At 69.9% G+C, this 17,869-nt stretch carries 14 protein-coding genes, 1 tRNA gene and 1 pseudogene; 8 read left to right on the top strand and 8 right to left on the bottom strand.

Translation table 11 applies throughout. The annotated features are described in order from the left end of the window. The first annotated feature begins 56 nt into the window (after nt 1-56). The 4 genes and pseudogenes from AB8998_RS01515 to AB8998_RS01500 all read left to right on the top strand — a co-directional run bounded on the left by AB8998_RS01515 (nt 57) and on the right by AB8998_RS01500 (nt 6,732). A complete protein-coding gene (locus tag AB8998_RS01515) occupies nt 57-830 on the top strand; it encodes an SDR family NAD(P)-dependent oxidoreductase (protein ID WP_369736481.1) in 774 nt (257 codons plus the stop codon). Further along, the gene (locus AB8998_RS01510) at nt 827-1,417 is read left to right on the top strand and encodes a TetR/AcrR family transcriptional regulator (protein ID WP_369736480.1); all 591 of its coding nucleotides are present in this window, start codon (nt 827-829) and stop codon (nt 1,415-1,417) included. Before AB8998_RS01515 ends, AB8998_RS01510 begins: the two co-directional genes overlap by 4 nt. Nucleotides 1,418-1,500: 83 nt before the next feature. Beyond that, the gene (locus AB8998_RS01505) at nt 1,501-5,424 is read left to right on the top strand and encodes a Pls/PosA family non-ribosomal peptide synthetase (RefSeq protein ID WP_369736479.1); all 3,924 of its coding nucleotides are present in this window, start codon (nt 1,501-1,503) and stop codon (nt 5,422-5,424) included. An 11-nt stretch (nt 5,425-5,435) separates the two neighbouring features. Next, a pseudogene (locus AB8998_RS01500) lies at nt 5,436-6,732 on the top strand (M1 family metallopeptidase). A 252-nt stretch (nt 6,733-6,984) separates the two neighbouring features. Here AB8998_RS01500 and AB8998_RS01495 read toward each other — a convergent pair. Genes AB8998_RS01495 through AB8998_RS01480 form a run of 4 tightly spaced genes read right to left on the bottom strand, consistent with a single transcriptional unit; the run spans nt 6,985 to nt 10,949 of the window. Continuing rightward, on the bottom strand, nt 6,985-7,956 hold the full coding sequence (locus tag AB8998_RS01495) for an LLM class flavin-dependent oxidoreductase (protein WP_369736478.1): 972 nt from the start codon (nt 7,954-7,956) through the stop codon (nt 6,985-6,987). 8 nt (nt 7,957-7,964) lie between these two features. Next, nucleotides 7,965-8,447, bottom strand: a complete 483-nt coding sequence (locus AB8998_RS01490) for a VOC family protein (RefSeq protein ID WP_369741382.1) — start codon at nt 8,445-8,447, stop codon at nt 7,965-7,967. Beyond that, on the bottom strand, nt 8,441-9,685 hold the full coding sequence (locus AB8998_RS01485) for an MBL fold metallo-hydrolase (protein ID WP_369736477.1): 1,245 nt from the start codon (nt 9,683-9,685) through the stop codon (nt 8,441-8,443). Before AB8998_RS01485 ends, AB8998_RS01490 begins: the two co-directional genes overlap by 7 nt. Continuing rightward, the gene (locus tag AB8998_RS01480) at nt 9,678-10,949 is read right to left on the bottom strand and encodes a sulfotransferase family protein (RefSeq protein ID WP_369736476.1); all 1,272 of its coding nucleotides are present in this window, start codon (nt 10,947-10,949) and stop codon (nt 9,678-9,680) included. Before AB8998_RS01480 ends, AB8998_RS01485 begins: the two co-directional genes overlap by 8 nt. Before the next feature lie 50 nt (nt 10,950-10,999). Between AB8998_RS01480 and AB8998_RS01475 the strand changes: the two genes are divergently transcribed. Beyond that, a complete protein-coding gene (locus AB8998_RS01475) occupies nt 11,000-11,890 on the top strand; it encodes a helix-turn-helix domain-containing protein (RefSeq protein WP_369736474.1) in 891 nt (296 codons plus the stop codon). On the opposite strand, the gene AB8998_RS01470 is transcribed toward AB8998_RS01475, so the two are convergent. After that, entirely contained in the window at nt 11,887-12,273 is a 387-nt protein-coding gene (locus tag AB8998_RS01470) for a DUF2237 family protein (protein WP_369736473.1), read from the bottom strand. The genes AB8998_RS01475 and AB8998_RS01470 overlap by 4 nt on opposite strands. 85 nt (nt 12,274-12,358) lie before the next feature. On the opposite strand from AB8998_RS01470, the gene AB8998_RS01465 reads away from it, so the two are divergent. Continuing rightward, the gene (locus AB8998_RS01465) at nt 12,359-12,751 is read left to right on the top strand and encodes a hypothetical protein (RefSeq protein WP_369736472.1); all 393 of its coding nucleotides are present in this window, start codon (nt 12,359-12,361) and stop codon (nt 12,749-12,751) included. A 226-nt stretch (nt 12,752-12,977) separates the two neighbouring features. Beyond that, on the top strand, nt 12,978-13,145 hold the full coding sequence (locus AB8998_RS01460) for a hypothetical protein (RefSeq protein ID WP_369736471.1): 168 nt from the start codon (nt 12,978-12,980) through the stop codon (nt 13,143-13,145). Nucleotides 13,146-13,166: 21 nt separating this feature from the next. Here the strand turns inward: AB8998_RS01460 and AB8998_RS01455 are convergent, their stop codons facing one another. Together AB8998_RS01455 and AB8998_RS01450 are read right to left on the bottom strand one after the other, a co-directional pair. Further along, the gene (locus AB8998_RS01455) at nt 13,167-14,564 is read right to left on the bottom strand and encodes a PPE family protein (RefSeq protein WP_369736470.1); all 1,398 of its coding nucleotides are present in this window, start codon (nt 14,562-14,564) and stop codon (nt 13,167-13,169) included. 48 nt (nt 14,565-14,612) lie between these two features. Further along, nucleotides 14,613-15,839 carry a PPE family protein gene (locus tag AB8998_RS01450; RefSeq protein ID WP_369741381.1) on the bottom strand — a complete coding sequence of 409 codons (1,227 nt, stop codon included), beginning with the start codon at nt 15,837-15,839 and terminating at the stop codon, nt 14,613-14,615. A gap of 345 nt (nt 15,840-16,184) precedes the next feature. On the opposite strand from AB8998_RS01450, the gene AB8998_RS01445 reads away from it, so the two are divergent. Then, nucleotides 16,185-17,444 (top strand): ISL3 family transposase, encoded by a 1,260-nt coding sequence (locus tag AB8998_RS01445; RefSeq protein ID WP_369736469.1) that lies wholly within the window; start codon nt 16,185-16,187, stop codon nt 17,442-17,444. A 317-nt stretch (nt 17,445-17,761) separates the two neighbouring features. On the opposite strand, the gene AB8998_RS01440 is transcribed toward AB8998_RS01445, so the two are convergent. Continuing rightward, nucleotides 17,762-17,851, bottom strand: a tRNA-Ser gene (locus tag AB8998_RS01440). Between the last annotated feature and the right edge of the window lie 18 nt (nt 17,852-17,869).

Below are 17,869 nucleotides of genomic sequence, written 5' to 3'. Positions count from 1 at the left end.
ATGGACCGCGCGCTGGCGTTCTACCGCGGCGTGCGGCTGCGGCTGGGACCCGAGCGATGACCTACTCCCACCCCGACTCGATGCGCGGCCACGTCGCGATCGTCACCGGCGCCGCCCAGGGCGTGGGCAAGGGCATCGCCGCGGCGCTGCTGGAACGCGGCGCTGCGGTGTTCCTGGTCGACGTCCAGGCCGCGCGGCTGGCGGCCACCACCGCCGAACTCGCCCGGGCCGGCCGGGTCGAGCAGCTGGTCGCCGATCTGCGCGACCCCGACAGCGCGCCGCGGATCGTGGCAGCCGCGGTCGAGGCGTTCGGAACGGTGCACGGCCTGGTCAACAACGCCATCGCCACCAACGAGCCCAAGCGGTTCGTGGACATCACCCTCGAGGATCTGGCGCTCGGTCACGACGTGGGCCCGCGGGCGAGCTTTCTGCTCATGCAGGCGGTGCACCCGGTGATGGTCGAGGCGGGCGGCGGGTCGATCGTGAACCTCGGCTCCGGCACGGGCACCGGCGGCGACGTCAAGTGGGGTGGTTACGCCGCCGCCAAGGAGGCCATCCGCGGTATGTCGAAGGTCGCGGCCCTGGAGTGGGGGCGCGACAACATCCGGGTCAACGTCATCTGCCCGTTCGCCGAGTCCGACGGGGTCAAGCTGTGGAAGGAGTTCGCCCCCGACGACTATGCGAAGGCGCTGCGGCGCGTCCCGATGCGGCGCATCGGCGACGTGCGCACCGACGTCGGCGCGCTGGTCGCCTTCCTGCTCGGCACCGACGCGTCGTTCATCACCGCGCAGACCATCCACGTCGACGGCGGGATCGGCTGCTTCCGGTGACGGAGTCGCTGCGCGACCGGCAGCGCGCCCAGATCCGGGCCGACATCCGGCGGGCGGCGTTCCGGTTGTTCGTCGAACGCGGCTACGACGCGGTGACGACCGAGGAAATCGCCACGGCGGCGGGCGTTTCGGTGCGCACGCTGTTCCGGCACGTGTCCGCCAAGGAGGATCTGCTGCTGGCGCCGGTCCGGCACGGCGGCGCCGCGATCCTCAACCTGCTCGAGCAGCGGCCCGCGGCCGAACCACCCGACGTCGCGCTGAGCAACGCGATCATCACCCGCACGCGCTCGTTCGACCGCGACGACTGCGCGGAGTGGCGAGCGGCGCTGCTGGTGGCCCCCGGCCTGCTCGGCAAGGTCAGCATCCACCAGCCGGCCGACAAGGAGCGCGCGGTCAGGCTGACCGCCGAGCGGATGGGCGTCGACCCCGACACCGACATCCGCCCGGGCCTGTTGGTCCACCTCGCCTTCGCGGCCGCCGATTTCGCCTTCCAGACCTGGGTCCGCCACGCGGGCAAGCCGCTGGACCGCTACGTCACCGAGGCGCTCGACGCGGTCACGGGGCCGCACTGGAGACGGGCCGGATAGCGGTCTCGGCGGCGTAACCGTCCCATCACACGCCGCACGCGGTCGCCGCCGCGGCGGCCGGGCTTGAGTATTTTCGTAGGGTGGTGACAGGACCGGCACCGGCACGAGCCCCGGCGGACGTTCCGGCTCAGTACCTGCTGTCGTCCGCCGCGCCGAGCCCGCGCACGCTCATCGACATCGTCTATGCGACCGCCGCGCGTTTCCCGGACGCGCCCGCCATCGACGACGGCACCGTGCAGCTCACCTACGGCGAGCTGATCGGCGACATGGAGGCCAGCGTCGAGTGGCTGGCCGCTCGGGGCATCGGCCGCGGCGACCGGATCGGCATCCGCATGCCCTCGGGCAGCTACGCGCTGTACGTGGCGATCCTGGCGACGCTGGCCACCGGGGCGGCGTACGTGCCGGTCGACGCCGACGACCCCGACGAGCGGGCGGAGCTGGTGTTCGGTGCGGCCGACGTGGTCGCGGTGATCACCGAGGCGGGCCTGCTGCGGGGCCCCGGGGCGTCGCGCGGCTGGCGCGCGACGGCGCCCATGACCCGCGACGACGCGTGGATCATCTTCACCTCCGGATCGACCGGCACCCCGAAGGGCGTGGCAGTCACGCACCGCAGCGCCGCCGCGTTCGTCGACGCCGAGGCGCAGCTGTTCCTGCAGGACAGCCCGATCGGGCCCGGCGACCGGGTGCTGGGCGGGCTGTCGGTGGCCTTCGACGCGTCGTGCGAGGAGATGTGGCTGGCCTGGCGGCACGGCGCCTGCCTGGTCCCCGCGCCGCGCTCGCTGGTGCGCAGCGGGATGGACCTGGGTCCGTGGCTGGTCACCCGCGACGTGACCGTGGTCTCCACGGTGCCGGCGCTGGCCGCGCTGTGGCCCGCCGAGGCGCTGGAGGCGGTGCGGCTGCTGATCTTCGGCGGCGAGGCCTGTCCCGCGGAGCTGGCCGAGCGCCTCGCCGTCGACGGACGGGAGGTGTGGAACACCTACGGCCCCACCGAGGCGACGGTGGTCGCCTGCGCGGCCAGGCTCGACGGGGGCGGGCCGATCAGCATCGGGCTGCCGTTGCCCGGATGGGACCTGGCCGTCGTCGACGCCGACGGCTGCCCGGTCGGCTACGGCGAGGTCGGCGAGCTGGTGATCGGCGGGGTGGGCCTGGCCCGCTACCTCGACGAGGACAAAGACGCCGAGAAGTACGCCCCCCTGCCCACGCTGGGCTGGGGGCGCGCCTACCGCAGCGGTGACCTGGTGCGGCTGGAACCCGACGGGCTGTATTTCTGCGGGCGCGGCGACGACCAGGTCAAGGTCGGGGGCCGCCGCATCGAGCTGGGCGAGGTCGACGCCGCGCTGGTCGGCCTGCCGGGGGTCGGCGGCGCGGCGGCGGCGGTCCGCCACACCGCGACGGGAACGCCGGTGCTGGTCGGCTACCTCGTCAGCGCCGATCCGGCGTTCGACCTGCACGAGGCGCGCCTGCGGCTGGCCGAACGGCTGCCCGCCGCGCTGGTGCCCCGGCTGGTGCGGATCGAGGAGCTGCCCACCCGGACGTCGGGCAAGGTCGACCGCGACGCGCTGCCCTGGCCGCCGCCCGGCGGGGACCCCGACGCGAGCGCCGATCTGGGCGGCACGACGGGCTGGCTGGCCGGGCTGTGGCGCGACCTGCTCGGATCGGCGGTGCACGGCCCGGAGGTGGACTTCTTCGCCCTCGGCGGCGGGTCGCTGGCCGCCGCGCAGCTCGTCGCCGGGTTGCGGCGACGGTATCCGCAGGTCACCGTCGCCGACCTGTACGACCATCCCCGGCTGGGCTCGCTGGCCTCGTTCCTCGACGAGCTGGAGCCGCCGCCCCCGGTCACCGAGCGGGCGGTCCGCCCGACCCCGCGGCTGACCCAGGCCGCCCAGACCGTGCTGTCGGTGCCGTTGGCGACGCTGGCGGCGCTGCCGTGGGTGACGTGGCTCGCGCTCGGGAACGGTGTGGCCCGCGCGCTGCACGTGGTGCCGTGGACCGTCGCGGTCAACTGGTGGCTCGTCGCGGTGGCGTTCCTCGCGTTCGTCACGCCGGTCGGCCGGATGGGCATCGCGGTGCTGTGCGCGCGCATGCTGCTGTCGGCGGTGCGGCCGGGCACCTACCGCCGCGGCGGGTCGGTGCACCTGCGGGTGTGGCTGGCCGAGCGGGTGGCCGAGGCCTGCGGGGCGCACAACCTGTCGGGCGCGCCGTGGCTGGTGTACTACGCCCGCGCGCTGGGCGCCAACGTCGGCAAAGGCGTGGACCTGCACTCGCTGCCCCCCGTCACCGGGTTGCTGACCCTCGGGCACCGCAGCGCGGTGGAACCCGAGGTGGACCTGTGCGGGCACTGGGTCGACGGCGACGAGTTCCACATCGGCACGATCACCGTCGGCGACGACGCGACGGTCGGCGCCCGGACCACGCTGATGCCCGGCGCGGTCGTCGGTAAGAACGCCGACGTGGCCCCCGGCTCCGGGGTGGTCGACAAGATCAAGAACGGGCAGTACTGGAAGGGCTCGCCCGCGGTGAAGTCTGGCCGGGTCAAACACCCGTGGCCCGACGAGCGGCCGCCCCGCCGATCCCGGTGGGTCGCGATGTACGGGCTGACGTCGCTGGGGCTCGCCGCGTTGCCGATGATCGCCGCCGCGAGCGGCGTCACGGTAATCGCGGCGGCGGTGCGCCACACCCGCCGGCTCTCGGACGCGGTGCCGCCGGCGCTGCTGTGGACGCCGGTCGCGGCGCTGGCCGCGGCGACGGTGTACGCGCTGCTGACCGTGGCGGCGGTGCGGGCGCTCTCGATCGGGCTGACCGAGGGCTACCACCCGGTGCGCAGCCGGGCCGGCTGGCAGCTGTGGGCGACCGAGCGGCTCATGGACGCCGCGCGCAACTACCTCTTTCCTCTGTATGCCGGACTGCTGACACCGGCGTGGCTGCGGTTGCTGGGCGCGCGGGTCGGCCGCGGCACCGAGATCTCCACGGTGTTGCCGATCCCGAAGTTCACGGTGATCGAGGACGGGGCGTTCCTGGCCGACGACACCAGGGTGGCCTCCTACGAGCTCGGCGGCGGCTATATCCACGCGGCCACGACCACCGTGGGCCGGCGCGCGTTCCTCGGCAACTCCGGCATCACCCAGCCGGGCCGCCGGGTGCCCGACGACGGGCTGGTCGCGGTGCTCTCGGCCGCACCGCCCAAGGCCAAACGCGGCTCGTCATGGCTGGGCAGCCCCCCGATGCGGCTGCGCCGGCGCCCCACCGAGGCCGACGCGGCCACCACCTACGACCCGCCGGCGCGGCTCAAGGTTCGGCGCGCGGTGGTGGAGACCTGCCGGCTGCTGCCCGTGGTGGTGACGGTCGGGATCGGGCTGGCGGTGCTGGGTGCGCTGCAGGCGCTGGCGCGGATCTTCGGCGTCTGGGCGGCCGCGTTGTGCGGCGGGCTGGTGCTGCTGGCGGCGGGCACCGTCGCGGGGGCCGTCACGGTCGCCGCCAAATGGCTGACCGTGGGGCGGATCCGGGCCAGCGAGTACCCGCTGTGGTCGTCGTTCGTCTGGCGCAACGAGGTCTGCGACACCTTCGTCGAGACTGTCGCCGCGCCGTGGTTCGCCCGCGCGGCCGTCGGCACGCCGCTGCTGACCCTGTGGCTGCGCGCGCTGGGCGCCCGCGTCGGGCGGGGCACGTGGTGCGAAACCTATTGGCTGCCCGAGGCGGATCTCGTCACGCTCGGCTCCGGCAGCACGGTCAACCGGGGCTGTGTGGTGCAGACGCATCTGTTCCACGACCGGATCATGCGCATGGACAGCGTCGTGCTCGAACCCGGCGCCACGCTCGGGCCGCACTGCGTGGCGCTGCCGGCCACCCGGATCGGGGCCGGGGCGACCGTGGGCCCGGCGTCGCTGGTGGTGCGCGGCGACAAGGTGCCGGGATCGACTCGCTGGCAAGGCAATCCGATCAAACCGTGGGGGGCGGGCCGCAAGAAGGGCCGGGCCAAGAACTCGGCGAAGCGGGGCGCCGCGGCGTGAAAGTTCCGGCTATGAAGTCCGCGCCGGTCATCGACGACTACCTGCCGAAAAACGGCAATCCCGGCTACCGGGTGTCGCGCTACGAACTCGACCTCGAATACCGGGTCGCGATCAACCGGCTGTCCGGCACGGCGACGATCACCGCGGTGACGCTCGTAGAGCTGCAGCAGTTCAGCCTCGACCTGTCCGGATCGCTGTCGGTCGCCAAGGTGACGGTGAACGGCAAACGCGTGCAGCAGTTCTCCTGCCGCGGCGGCAAGTTGCGCGTCCGCCTGGCGTCGAGGCTGGCATGCGGTGCGGCGATGGCCATCGTGGTGCGCTACAGCGGTGCGCCGAAGCCCATCCGAACCCTATGGGGCGACGTCGGTTTCGAGGAGCTGACCGACGGGGTGCTGGTCGCCGGTCAGCCCAACGGCGCCCCGTCGTGGTTTCCCTGCAACGACCACCCCGGCGACAAGGCAGCCTTCCGCATCCAGGTCAGCACGGAAGGCCGCTACCGCGTCGTCGCCAACGGGAAACTGGTCGGCACCCGCACCCGGGCGTCGCAGACCGTGTGGACCTACGAACAACCCGAGCCGACGTCGACCTACCTGATCACGCTGCAGATCGGCGCCTACGAGCTGGTGCGGCTGGCGCGGGCACCGGTGCCGATTCAGTCGGCGCTGCCCGCGCGGCTGCGGGGCGCGTTCGGGCACGACTTCGCGCGCCAGCCCGAGATGATGTCGCTGTTCGTGGACCTGTTCGGCCCCTATCCGCTGAGCAGTGGGTACACGGTCGTGGTCACCGACGACGCCCTGGACATCCCCCTTGAGGCCCAAGGGATTTCAATATTCGGCGCCAACCACTGCGACGGGTCACGGGCCGCCGAGCGGTTGATCGCCCACGAGCTGGCCCACCAGTGGTTCGGCAACTCGGTGACCGCGCGGCGCTGGCGCGACATCTGGCTGCACGAGGGCTTCGCCTGCTACGCCGAGTGGTTGTGGTCGGAGCGCAGCGGCGGACCCGGCGCCGACGAACTGGCCCGGCTGCATCACGACCAGCTGCGCGCCAAGCCGCAGGACCTGGTGTTGGCCGACCCGGGGCCGCGGCACATGTTCGACGACCGCGTGTACAAGCGCGGCGCGCTGACCCTGCACGCGCTGCGCGGCCGGCTCGGCGATGCGAAATTCTTTGCCCTGTCGGGACTGGACGGACCGGCACCGTCACGGCACCGTCGTCACCGACGACTTCACCGGCCTGGCCGCGGGCTACTCCGACGAGCTGCGGCCGCTGTGGGAAGCGTGGCTGTATTCCACGGCGGTGCCGTGACCGTTGGCGGGCGGCGGTGGCGGCGCCGGGTTCGGGGCGGGCGCCTGCGGTGCGGCCGGAGCGGGCGGTGCCGCGGTCGCGTCGGGCGCCGGCACACCGACGCCAACCGCCGTGGTCAACGCCGCGGCGCCGCCCAACAGTCCGACTGCCCTACGTATCTCGAAGCTCATCAATTCCCCCAATTCTGTTGAAACCTGCCGTATCAAAGCCGTACCCGGTGCCGTGGTTGCCCAATCACGGCTTGGATACCTGTCAGGTGAACGCGGGCAAAACTTTGTCGGCCAGCAGTTGGACCGATCTCCACGCCTCGTCGGCCGGCATGCCGCCGACGAGCGGGTGCATCACCAGCGGTCCGTAGTCGTCGGAATCCCTGATCTCGGCGATGAGTTCCTGGGGCGTCAGGAACCGGTATCGCCCGGACGCCCTGACCTCCTCGAGGGTCCGCACCCCCGGCAGGTGCATCAGGGAACGCTCCTCGGTGGACCAGCCGCCGTAAGTGACCGCCTCCCAGAGGATGTGCTCGCCGAGCTGCGCCCAGGCCCGCTCCGGATCCTCGTGCAGGAAGATCATTCCGCGATTGACCCGGCCGGGCATGATCACCAGGGGCTTGACGCCGGAGTCCGAACACAGCCGCCGGTAGTGCGCGGCGACGTCGGGCAGGTGGTCGGCCAGGCTCAGCGGCAGGCCGAAGCGCGCCGCGCGCCTCGCCGTGGCGCGCACGCCACCGCCGACGTACAGCGGTGGGTGCGGGCGGCTCCACGTCCCGGTGCAGATGGGCCCACCGGGGTCGGTGCCGGCCCACACCGCCAGCAGCCGGGCGATCAGGGTGTCCATCAGCTCGCCGCGCCGGCCGAAATCGACTCCCAGCGCGTCGTATTCGATCGTGCGGTAACCCAGGCCGACGGTGGTGTGCAGCCGCCCCCGGCTCATGTTGTCCACCAGGGCGATGTCCTCGGCGAGCCGGACCGGGTGCCACAGCGGTCCGAGCGCGCAGTCCACGCTGGCGATCAGCGTCGTCGTGCGCGCCAGGAACATCGCCGCGGCCATGATCGGGTTGCAGCTCCACCCGTGCCCGGTCGCGTGGTGTTCGTCGACACTCACCGAGGTGATGCCGTGCGACTCGGCCCACTGCGCCATCTCCAGCGCGATGCGGACCAGTTCGCCTTGCGTCCGTGGGGTTCCCTGCGGCGAGCCGAAGTTGAAGCGTAACACCGTGAGCAGCATGTCCGGCCTCAGCCCTGCTCCGGCGCTGCCGCGGACCGCAGGAACGCGGCGAAGTCGGGGAACAGCGACCGGTCGACGATCTCGATGCGGGTGCCCGACGAGTCGACGTAGTAGGCGAACAGGGCGAGCCCCGGTGGCGAGACGTCGGCGGTCGCTTCGAACACGAAGCCGTTGTCCTCCAGCGCGCGCGCCGTCGCCGTCAGGTCGTCGGTGAAGTAGCCGAGGTGGTGAATCGCGTTGCCGCGCGGTGCCGTCCACGGGCTGTCGGGTACCTCTTGGATCAACTCCACGTGCGGGCTCTGCAGCGAGTAGACGAACGTCGAGGTGAGTTCGCGGGTGCCTGCGGCGGTGCGGAACGGCAGCGTGTAGCTCATCGGCGCGATCCAGGTGTAGCCGGCCAGCGCGCTCAGGCGCGCCATCGCGTCGTCGAGGTCGGACACGACGATGCCGGTGTGGTAGAAGTCGTCCGGCCGCAGCGCAAACGTCATGATTTCCTCGCCAATTGCTCTTTCAGCCAAGCTGTTTCCCAGAAGTTCGTGCTGCCGGCCAACAGCCTCTCGTGGGCCTGCGCAAGCACGTCGCGGGCGCCGGCGTGGCCCGCGGGCACCAGCTCGGCCAGGTGAATGGCGTGCAGCGGGCGGTCGGCGTCCAGGTGGGCCCGCGCGCGCTGCACCAGCGCCTCGGCGCCGGCCAGCTCGACCACGTCGGCGGCGACGGCGTCGAACCCGACCGGGTACAGCTCGGTGGTCGACCGGTGGTGAAACCAGCCCGAGTAGTTCTCCCACACCGCCCGCACGTCCCAGGACACCTTCCCGTAGCCCTGTCCCACTTCGTATTCCGCGGGCAGGGTGATCTCGCGCATCAGGGTCGCGACGTCTTTGCCCGCGTTCATGCCGGCGACGGTCCGGTCGTGGACGTACCGGACGGCGCCCGCCAGCCGGGTCAGCTCGTCCTGGATGCGCTCGGCGCCCGCGATCGGCGCGAAGTGACCGGTCACCAGCAGGTCCGGTTGCAGCTCGCGCACCCGCTCGACCGAGGCGATGACGGTCAGGGCGTCGCGGTAGCGGTCGCCGCGCATCGTCACCAGGTTGGGGATGTGGCCGAACAGCGCGCCGAAGGCATTGCCGCACAAGCAGATACGTTCCTCCGGTAGCCACACCACCAGCGAGTCGGTGGTTTCGCCGCCGGGCACGGAGAGCAGCTCCAGGCGCCGGCCTCCCACCTCCAGGGTGAGGGTGTCCTCGAAGTCGAGGTCGACTACGGGGACGCTCTGGCCGGGCAGCCGCGTGGTGCCGAGGCGCCGCTGAATCGCGCGGATGCCCGACGCCAGCGTGTCTTTGAAGGCGAACGCGCTGCGGTTGGCGCGGTAGGGCATGAGCCGTTCGTTGTCGTCGCGCCAGGTGGTCCAGTTCGCCTGCGCGACAACGGTCGTGTCCGGATCGCGCACGCTGTCCAGGCCGCCGACGTGGTCCACGTGGCCCTGGGTGATGATCACGTAGCGCACCGGGGAGGAGTCGACGGCGTCGAAGTTGGCGCGGTGCACCGGGCCCTCGAAGCCCATGCCGGTGTTGACGATCACCCGGCCGTCGCCGGTGGTCAACAGGTAGGAGTTGGACAGGCCCGGCGAGCACCACAGCCCCGGGGCGATCTGCTCGGCCCGCTCGGCGGCCGCCGGGCGCATTGCCTCGGCGCCGGGCCGGCTCCGGTAGACCGGTTCGAAGCTACTCATCGCGCACGTCGAACCGGTCGAAGTAGAACCCGAAACGCCCGCGCAGTTCGTCGGCCGAGACGTCGAAGTGGCGTTGCAGGTCGTAACGGACGCGGCCGTGTTTGCCGCGCGGGTTACCGTCGAGGTACCGCTGGAAGCCGACGCGCGCCTGCGGGGTCAGCTCTGTCCCGCCGCGCCGGTAGAGCTCGTCGAGCAGCGCCATCTCGTTTCCGCCCAGCTGATGGAAGCCGATGTCAATGCTGTGTTCGGCCGGCACCAGGTCGCGGTCGCGCACACAGGCGCTGAGCAGCCGGTGCACCCGGTCGCTCCAGTACTCCAGCAGCCAGGCCGGGTCGATGCTCGTGCGGCGCAGCCGGTCCGAGTAGGCCATCATCGTGATCGCCGACTGGATCACGGCGACGGGGTCGCGGTGCGTGAACGCCACCGTGGCGTCGGGGAAGGTCGCCATCAGCGGGCCGAGTTGCTCCGCGTGCTGCGGGCTCTTGAGGACCCAGGTGCGCGGTCCGCGCAGGAAGGTCAGCGCCTGCAGCACCTTCTTCAGGTACGCGTAGTGCCGCGTCTGGTCCAGCCGCAGGTAGTAGTCCCGCCAATCGGGCACGCGCGCATGCCATTCCAGCACATAGGCGGCCAGGTCGAGGTCCAGCAGCTCGACCTCCTCCTCGATCGCCTCGGGGAAGCGGTCGTGCATGGCCGCGACGGCCGGGGCGCTGGCCATCAGCGCGTCGTGTTCGGCCTTGGCCCGGGCGTAGCGGGGGTCGACGCCGAAGATGTCGGGCCCCTGGCCGCGGGCGGGGATGGGTTCCTGGCTCTCCCAGTACGGCAGCGCGCGCCGGCGCGGGTCGGCCGCGATGAGGTTGACCAGGTGCGTGGTGCCGGACCGCGGCATGCCGACGACGACGAACGGTTTCTCGATGCGGATCGACTCGATCTCGGGGTAGCGCCGGAGCAATTCGGTCAGCGACAACCGGTTGCGCAGCAGGCGAACCACCCGTTGCCGCAGCGAGCCGCGGGTGAGCTGGCGCAGCCCGTCGTCGGCCTCGATGGCGGCGACGTGCGCGGCCAACCGGTCGGCGAAGCCGTCGGCCTCGTCCAGGTCCTCGGGTCCCCCCGCCTGCTCGAGCGCATCGGCGCGCATCCGGCCCACGTCGAGGTCCACGGGCCGGGCCTCGGTGAACTCCAGGATCTGGCGCTGCACGTCGGTCAGCCGGGGCGCCGTCAGGTCGTCGAAGTCGATGTCGGCGACGTCGGGGCCGGCAGAGCCCATGCGACCGCCTCCTCGACGTGGCGTCGAATAGTCGACGTACCATTCGAAATATGGGACAGACGGTAGCCGCGCACGTGAGTCGCCGTCAACCGGCCTCCCCGCCTACCGAGCGGGTGGTGGCGATCATGCGACTGCTCGGCGCGCAGCCCGCGCGCACGTTCTCCCTCGCCGAGATCACCCGGGAGCTGGGCATCAGCCGCGCCACCGGCCACGCCATCCTGGCAACCCTGACCGCCCACCACTGGGTGGTGCGCGACCCGGCCACCGCCGCCTACTGCTGCGGACCAGGTGTCGCCGCGCTGAGCCGGGACGGCGACCGCGTCTACCACGGCATCCTGCGCGAGCTCTCCGAATCCACCGGCGCCCAAGCGTTTCTGGCGCGGCGCGCCGGCAACACCGTCGTCGTCGCCGACAGCGCCGGCGAATCCGCGTCCGGGATGCGCGTGGACCGCGGAACGCGCATCCCCCTCGTCGCGCCCTTCGGGCGCGACTACCTCGCGTGGAGCGCCGCCGGCCCGCGGCGGGCCTGGCTGGAGGGCATCGGCAAACCCTCCCCTGCCCTGTCGCGACGAATCGCCGCCGTCCTCGACGAAATTCGCGAGCGCGGCTACGCGGTGGAGCGGCTCGGCCGCGAATACCTGCGGGTGTACGCCGCGCTGCGAGCGCTCGGCGCGGACGGCGAACCCGACGCCATCACCCAGCGCCTCGCGCGGGCGTTCGCCGACCTCACAGTGATCGACGTGCTGCGCTCGGAGCTCGCCGCGGCCGGCACGCACAGCATCGCCACGGTGTCCGCACCGATCACCGACGAGGACGGGTTGGTCACGATGTCGGTCAGCGCCGCGCCGTTCGCCGAGCTCTCCGCGGCCGGCGTCGAGCGGCTGGGCGGGCAGGTCCGCGCCGCCGCCGCCCGGATCCGGGCGCTCACTGGCGGGGCCTAGAGGTTAGCCAGGTCGTCGGGAACGTCGACCTTGTGCTCCATCAGCGTCTCGAGCGGCACCACCTCGAGCGTCCGCTCATGTGTGGACGCGAGCACCACGGGGGCGGCATGACCGTCGTGGTGGGCCCGCAGCCAGTTCACCGCGGTCACGCACCAGCGATCGCCGGGCAGCAGTCCCGGGAACCGGTATTCGGGGACCGGCGTCAACAGGTCGTTACCGATGGAACGCTGGTGCTCCAGAAACTCGGTGGTCATCACCGCGCAGATCGTGTGCCGGCCCCGGTCCTCGGGGCCGGTCGCGCAACACCCGTCGCGGTAGAAGCCGGTGAGCGGCTCGGTACCACAGGGTTCGAGCGGACCGCCCAGCACGTTACGATCAGGCACCCCCTCAGTATTGCGCTCCCGGCGACGAACTTCGAAGGTAAATTTCGGCGCTGCACCGTACCCACCGCACGATAGGTTTTGACCTGTGATTCTCACCGGAGCTTTCCTGGCCGAGGGCGCCAGGACGGTCAACAACAAACTGGATGTGTCGGGCGGCGTGCTGGCGCGGTTCGCGCTCGGCCCGGACCGCACGGCCCGTTTCGTGCTCGTGGTGCTGACGCGGGCCGACGGCGAGGACGGCGATCGCCGCGTCGAGGTCAAGATCGTCCCGCCGACGCTCGACGAACCGCTGCGCATGTCGTTCGAGGCCCCCGAAGCCGCGGTCGGCGAATTCCCGGGATTCGCCTTCTTCGACATCGCCGTCACGCTGCCTTTCGACGGGCGCTGGGTCGTCGAGGTGACCGGCGGTGGCGAAACCATTTCGCTGCCGCTGGCAGTGAGTAGCTGGGGAGCCCCGCCGCCCGCCGCTTTCGCCTGACCGACGACGCACGGCGGGACTCCCCCGCCGCACGCCCGGGCTTGCGTCAAAAAGCTTGGCAGCCAAGGTTTTGCCAGATTCCGGGGATCGTTCGGGTCCCCGCCAAGTTCGGCTGGCACGAGATGGTCGTAATCAACGTCTTTCAGCCAGCCGGTATGGCCGCATGATGCTGCGTTGGCGCGCTTTTCGGCTGCGGTGATGGCGGCGGGGCGGGCACATTGACCTGGTGTGGCCGGTCCTGCAGCTCGTGGTGTCGACCGTTTGTGGGGCGGCCGCACTCGTCGACACGCACACCCCCGCGGCGCCGACGACCGACCACGGGCTGGAACCCATGGGGGCGACGATCTGGCGCGGCTACCTCGATCCACCCCCTTGGATCGGGGATGTCGGCTGATTGGACGTGCCCCCCCTCAAATCACAACCCACCCACGGGGTTGTCACAAGAGCCCCTTTTCTTCTTGTCGCCGGTGTGGATGTGTACCGCATGGGTACCCGGTTTCTTCGACAGTTGGTCCAGCAGACTCTCAAGTTGAGCCTTGTCGGAGTGCCAGTGCTGAACCGACTCGGGCTTCTGGGAGAGTTCGGCGAGGACGCGTTCGAATTTGCTGGGTTTCGAACCGTCCTTGTCGCGGGCCGTCTCTGATCGGTGCACCGTTGTCACGTTGACCGCGGGCGGCATTGCCTTGCCGAGTGCGCCGCCGACCGCGCTTGCCAGGATCATCTGACCAGTCAGGTCTTCGATGGCCTTTGCCGCGACCGCAGGGGCTGCACCGGTACCCTGCAATCCGGAGGCCACCAGCTTGACGGTGGGCGTGGCCGCCGCCCAGCTTGGCGGTACTGACAACCCACCCGTCAGACCAGCGCTGCCCAGCTGCGCTGAGACCACCGGGGTGGCTGCCGTCAGATCCGTATTCAGCGCCGTCATCGATGCAGCCAATTGTGGCCCCGACGCCGTAGACAACCCAACTGAGGATATCGCGCCTTGCATCCACAAAATGTCGAGGTTCATGCCGAACATGGTGTTGACCAGGCCGGAGGCTCCCACTAGTACAGCTCGCCCGCCCGTATCCAGGAGATCCGCGGCGATCGACAACGGCGACGACGAACTCAATAGATCGAGCAGCGACGTTATCGCCGGCGAGAACGTCTGCGCCGAAGTCGCGGCGTTGCTCAGCGCTGGCGGTGTCGTGGACATCAGGTCGGCCAGCTGTGAGAGGATCGGCTGCACCCCACCCGCTGACGCGCCGATCTCCTGAGCGGCCGAGATGGCTGGAGCCGCGGCGCCGCCCGGATTTGTCGTGGGGGGCGCGGCAGTGAACGGCGCCAAACGGGTGGCAACCGCGGACGACGCCGCATAGTCGTACATCGCAGCGGTGTCCTGAGCCCACATCTGCGCGTACTGCGCCTCGGCAGCCGTGATCGCCTGCGCGTTTTGGCCGAAAACGTTCGTCGCGATCAATGCCGCCAACTCGCTGCGGTTAGCTGCGATGACCGCCGGGGGCACCGTCGCAGCGAAGGCTGTCTGGTAGGCGTGGGCGGCCATCCTGGCCTGGACGGCGACTTGCTCGGCTCGCGCAGCGGTGTCACGCAGCCACGTTGTATACTGACTGGCCGCGGCCGCCATCCGCACCGCCGAAGGGCCGCGCCATTGCGCTGACAGTGTCGACAATGTGGACGCGTAAGAATTCGCCGCAGAGCGCAGCTCGGCGGCGAGAATATCCCACGCCGCCGCGGCCTGCGACATTGATCCGGACCCGGCGCCGGCGTAGATTCGGCCGGAATTGATTTCCGGCGGCAACATCCCGTAATCCATCCCTACCCCTTCGGTCTAGGGTGTCCCGTTGCACCGTGCGGTCAAGGGTTATTCGTCGTCTTCGGTTATCAGGATGATGTTGATGGTCGCATCGTCTGCCGCCACAGCATCCGCGGTGCGCACTTTGCCGGCGGTGCCGGTGCCGGTGCCGGTGCCGGTGCCGGTGCCGACGATCGCCCGTCCGGCCAGGCCGGAGAGCGCCATGCCACCGAATAGGTTTCCTTCTTCGGCGGCAGTGACCGCTGCCACGGCCGCAGCCGGGTCCGACACCGGCACAAGCACGGCAGCCGGCTTGATTTCCGGGGCCGCCAGCACCCAACTGTGCGGTACCGACATGTTACTGACCAAAGCCGCGCGGCCCACACTGACTGACACTTGCGCCGGCGTCGCCGAGCTGGCCAGCACACCTCCGGAACCAAACACGCCCGGCGGGAGACCTAGCACGACCTTGTCGAACTTGCTGGCTACGTTCGCAAAGTTGACTCCGGTTTGGGTTACCGAGTAGAGCAACAGGCTTACAAGCTCGCCTTCCGGAAGCCCGGAAAACAAATCGATTGGCGATAGCGACCCGATGGTGACATTTACCAGCACGTCAACGAGCGAAGGCGGGGAGGCCGCCGCCGGCGCGGCGCCCGCCGGGGCCGCCATGGTGTGCAGTAACTGGGGAACCGAGGACAACAGAGCCGGCAATGTTTGTGCCGGTGTCTGGGCGGCGCGGGTTACTGCTGCGGCCTGCGCAACCAGACCGCTGGGGTTGGTGGTCGGCGGCGGCTCGTCGAACGGAGTCACCGCGGATGCCGCCGAAGCAGAACTGGCGTAACCGTACATGGCCGCGGCGTCTTGCTCCCACATCTCGGCGTAATCGAGTTCGGTAGCCGCGATAGCTGGGGTGTTCTGCCCGAAAATATTGGTTGCCACCAGCGATGCCAATAAGCTGCGATTGGCCGCGACGGCCGACGGCGGCACGGTAGCGGCAAATGCAGCCTCGTAGGCGGCCACCGCGGCACGGGCTTGGGCTGCGGTTTGGCGCGCGCGGACGGCGCTGGTGTCGAGCCATGTCGTATACGACCGCGCCGCGGCGGCCATCGCCGCGAACGACGGGCCATGCCATCTGCTAGCCAGCCCAGAAGTCATCGACGAGTAGGCGGCCGCCATGATCTCCAAATCTGCGGCCACACCGTCCCACGCGGCAGCGGCAGCCAACATTGGGGCTGACCCGGGACCCGTATACAAAAGACCAGAATTGACCTCTGGCGGCAATATCGCAAAATCGATTTGAAATCACCTCCCCCCCAAGACCATTCGAATTGTTGCGATAGTCTAACTCACAATTTGACGGTAGCCGAGCCCGGCGCTACAGGTTCACCTTCGAAGGTTTGCCTGCCGAGGCCCGATGACCATGCCAAGTGAAGCAGGGTTTCAAGTCCGATTCAGTCGCGCGACGACCTAGGAGCGTGGGTCAGTAATACCAATCACGAGTTCTGCAGGTGAAACTTCGGGCTCTCCTGACGTTCATGTGGATCAGGGAGCGTGTGGTATGGCGGCGGGGATGGTGAGCGGGGCGCACGGACGGTGATCTAGGTTCGATGGCCTTAACCCCGATCGATCCTGGAGCCGTCCGTGCGCGCATCAACCCTACTCAATTCCCTGCTCGATCTGCTTGGCGTGCGCGTCGGCGCGGCCGCTGTGCACGGTGGTGAGCTGCGCGTCACGGTTAGCTTGCGCCGGCGCCGGCTTGGCTGCCCGCACTGCTCGTTTACGACCCGGCATCGCTATGACACCCGGGAGGTGGACTCGTCGTGGCGGCATCTGGACACCGCCGGGCGGATATGCCGGATCCTGTTGCGGCGCAGGCGGCTGCGCTGCCCGACACATGGTGTGCTGGCCGAAGCGGTGCCGTTCGCCCGCCCCGGCTCCCGCCACACCCGCGACTTCGAGGACCTGGTGGCCTGGCTGGTCACCAAGACCGACAAAACCACCGTCAGCACCTTCGCCAGGGTGGCCTGGCGCACCGTAGGCGCAATCTGCGAACGCCTCGCCCCCGACGTGCTCGACCCCAACCGGCTGTGCGGGCTGGTCGACATCGGCGTCGACGAGATCTCCTGGTGCAAACACCACCGGTATTTGACGCTGGTCTCCGACCACGACAGCGGCACCATCGTGTGGGGCAAACCCGGCAAGGACAGCGACACCTTGGACGCCTTCTTCGATGAACTGCCCGACGAAGGTGCGTCCATCGAAGCGGTGTCGATGGACATGGGACCCGCCTACGCCAAAGCGGTGCGCCAGCGGGTGCCGGCGGCGGTGATCTGCGTCGACCCGTTCCACGTTGTCAAGCTCGTCACCGACGCGCTCGATGCGGTGCGCCGCCAGGTGTGGCAGGCCGCCCGCACGCTGCCCGATCAGCGCATCGCTCGCACGTTCAAGGGTGCGCGCTGGGCGCTGCTGAAGAACCCCGCCGACCTCACCGACACCCAAGCCGAAACCCTGCGGGAAATGAAACGCAGCGGCGGGATCCTTTGGCGCGCCTATCAACTCAAAGAAGCGTTGCGCGAGGTCTTCGCCGGCGACCTCGACGCCGCCACCGTCGCCGAACTGCTGGATCGTTGGTGCTCGCGAGCCCAACGCAGCCGCATCCCGGAGTTCGTCAAGGCCGGGCGCACCATCCGCAAACACCGCGCCGGCATCAACGCCGCCATCGAGAGGAACCTGTCGAACGGACGCCACGAAGGGCTCAACACCAAGGTGCGTCTCCTCGTGCGCCGTGCCTACGGCTTCCACAGCGCTCAAGCTGCCCTCGCTCTCATCCTCCTGGCTTGCGGACCGGTCACCCTCGAACTCCCATACCACACCAGGGGCCACCCACATTCATGTCAATAGAGCCAAACTTCGGGATCCGCGCTGCCTAGATTTGATGGACCGGCCTGTTTTCGTTCGTCAGCGGCGATCTCAGGGCCTCGCGATTTTGCGGGTTTCCTCAAATCCCAATACTGAACCACGCTCCTAGTGCAGCAGACACCACCCATGGTGGCGTTCGACCAGAAGACCTTCGACTACAACCTGTACGGCGACTACAACCTGTACGGCGAGCGCTGCGGCGGGCGGGTGGTCGACTGACCCTACGACGCCTACGACTGTGGACCGTCACCTACGTGCAGATGTACCAGCCCTGCCACTGACGGCCGGCGTTGATGCTTTGGCGGTGGCGGAGGGATTTGAACCCTCGGACGGTGTTAGCCGTCACACGCTTTCGAGGCGTGCTCCTTAGGCCGCTCGGACACGCCACCGTCGAGCAGCTTACCGAA

The organism is Mycobacterium sp. HUMS_12744610, from assembly GCF_041206865.1.
Lineage (GTDB): Bacteria > Actinomycetota > Actinomycetes > Mycobacteriales > Mycobacteriaceae > Mycobacterium > Mycobacterium servetii.
The sequence above is the reverse complement of the archived record's forward strand: the minus strand, read 5'-3'. Positions and strand labels throughout refer to the sequence as shown.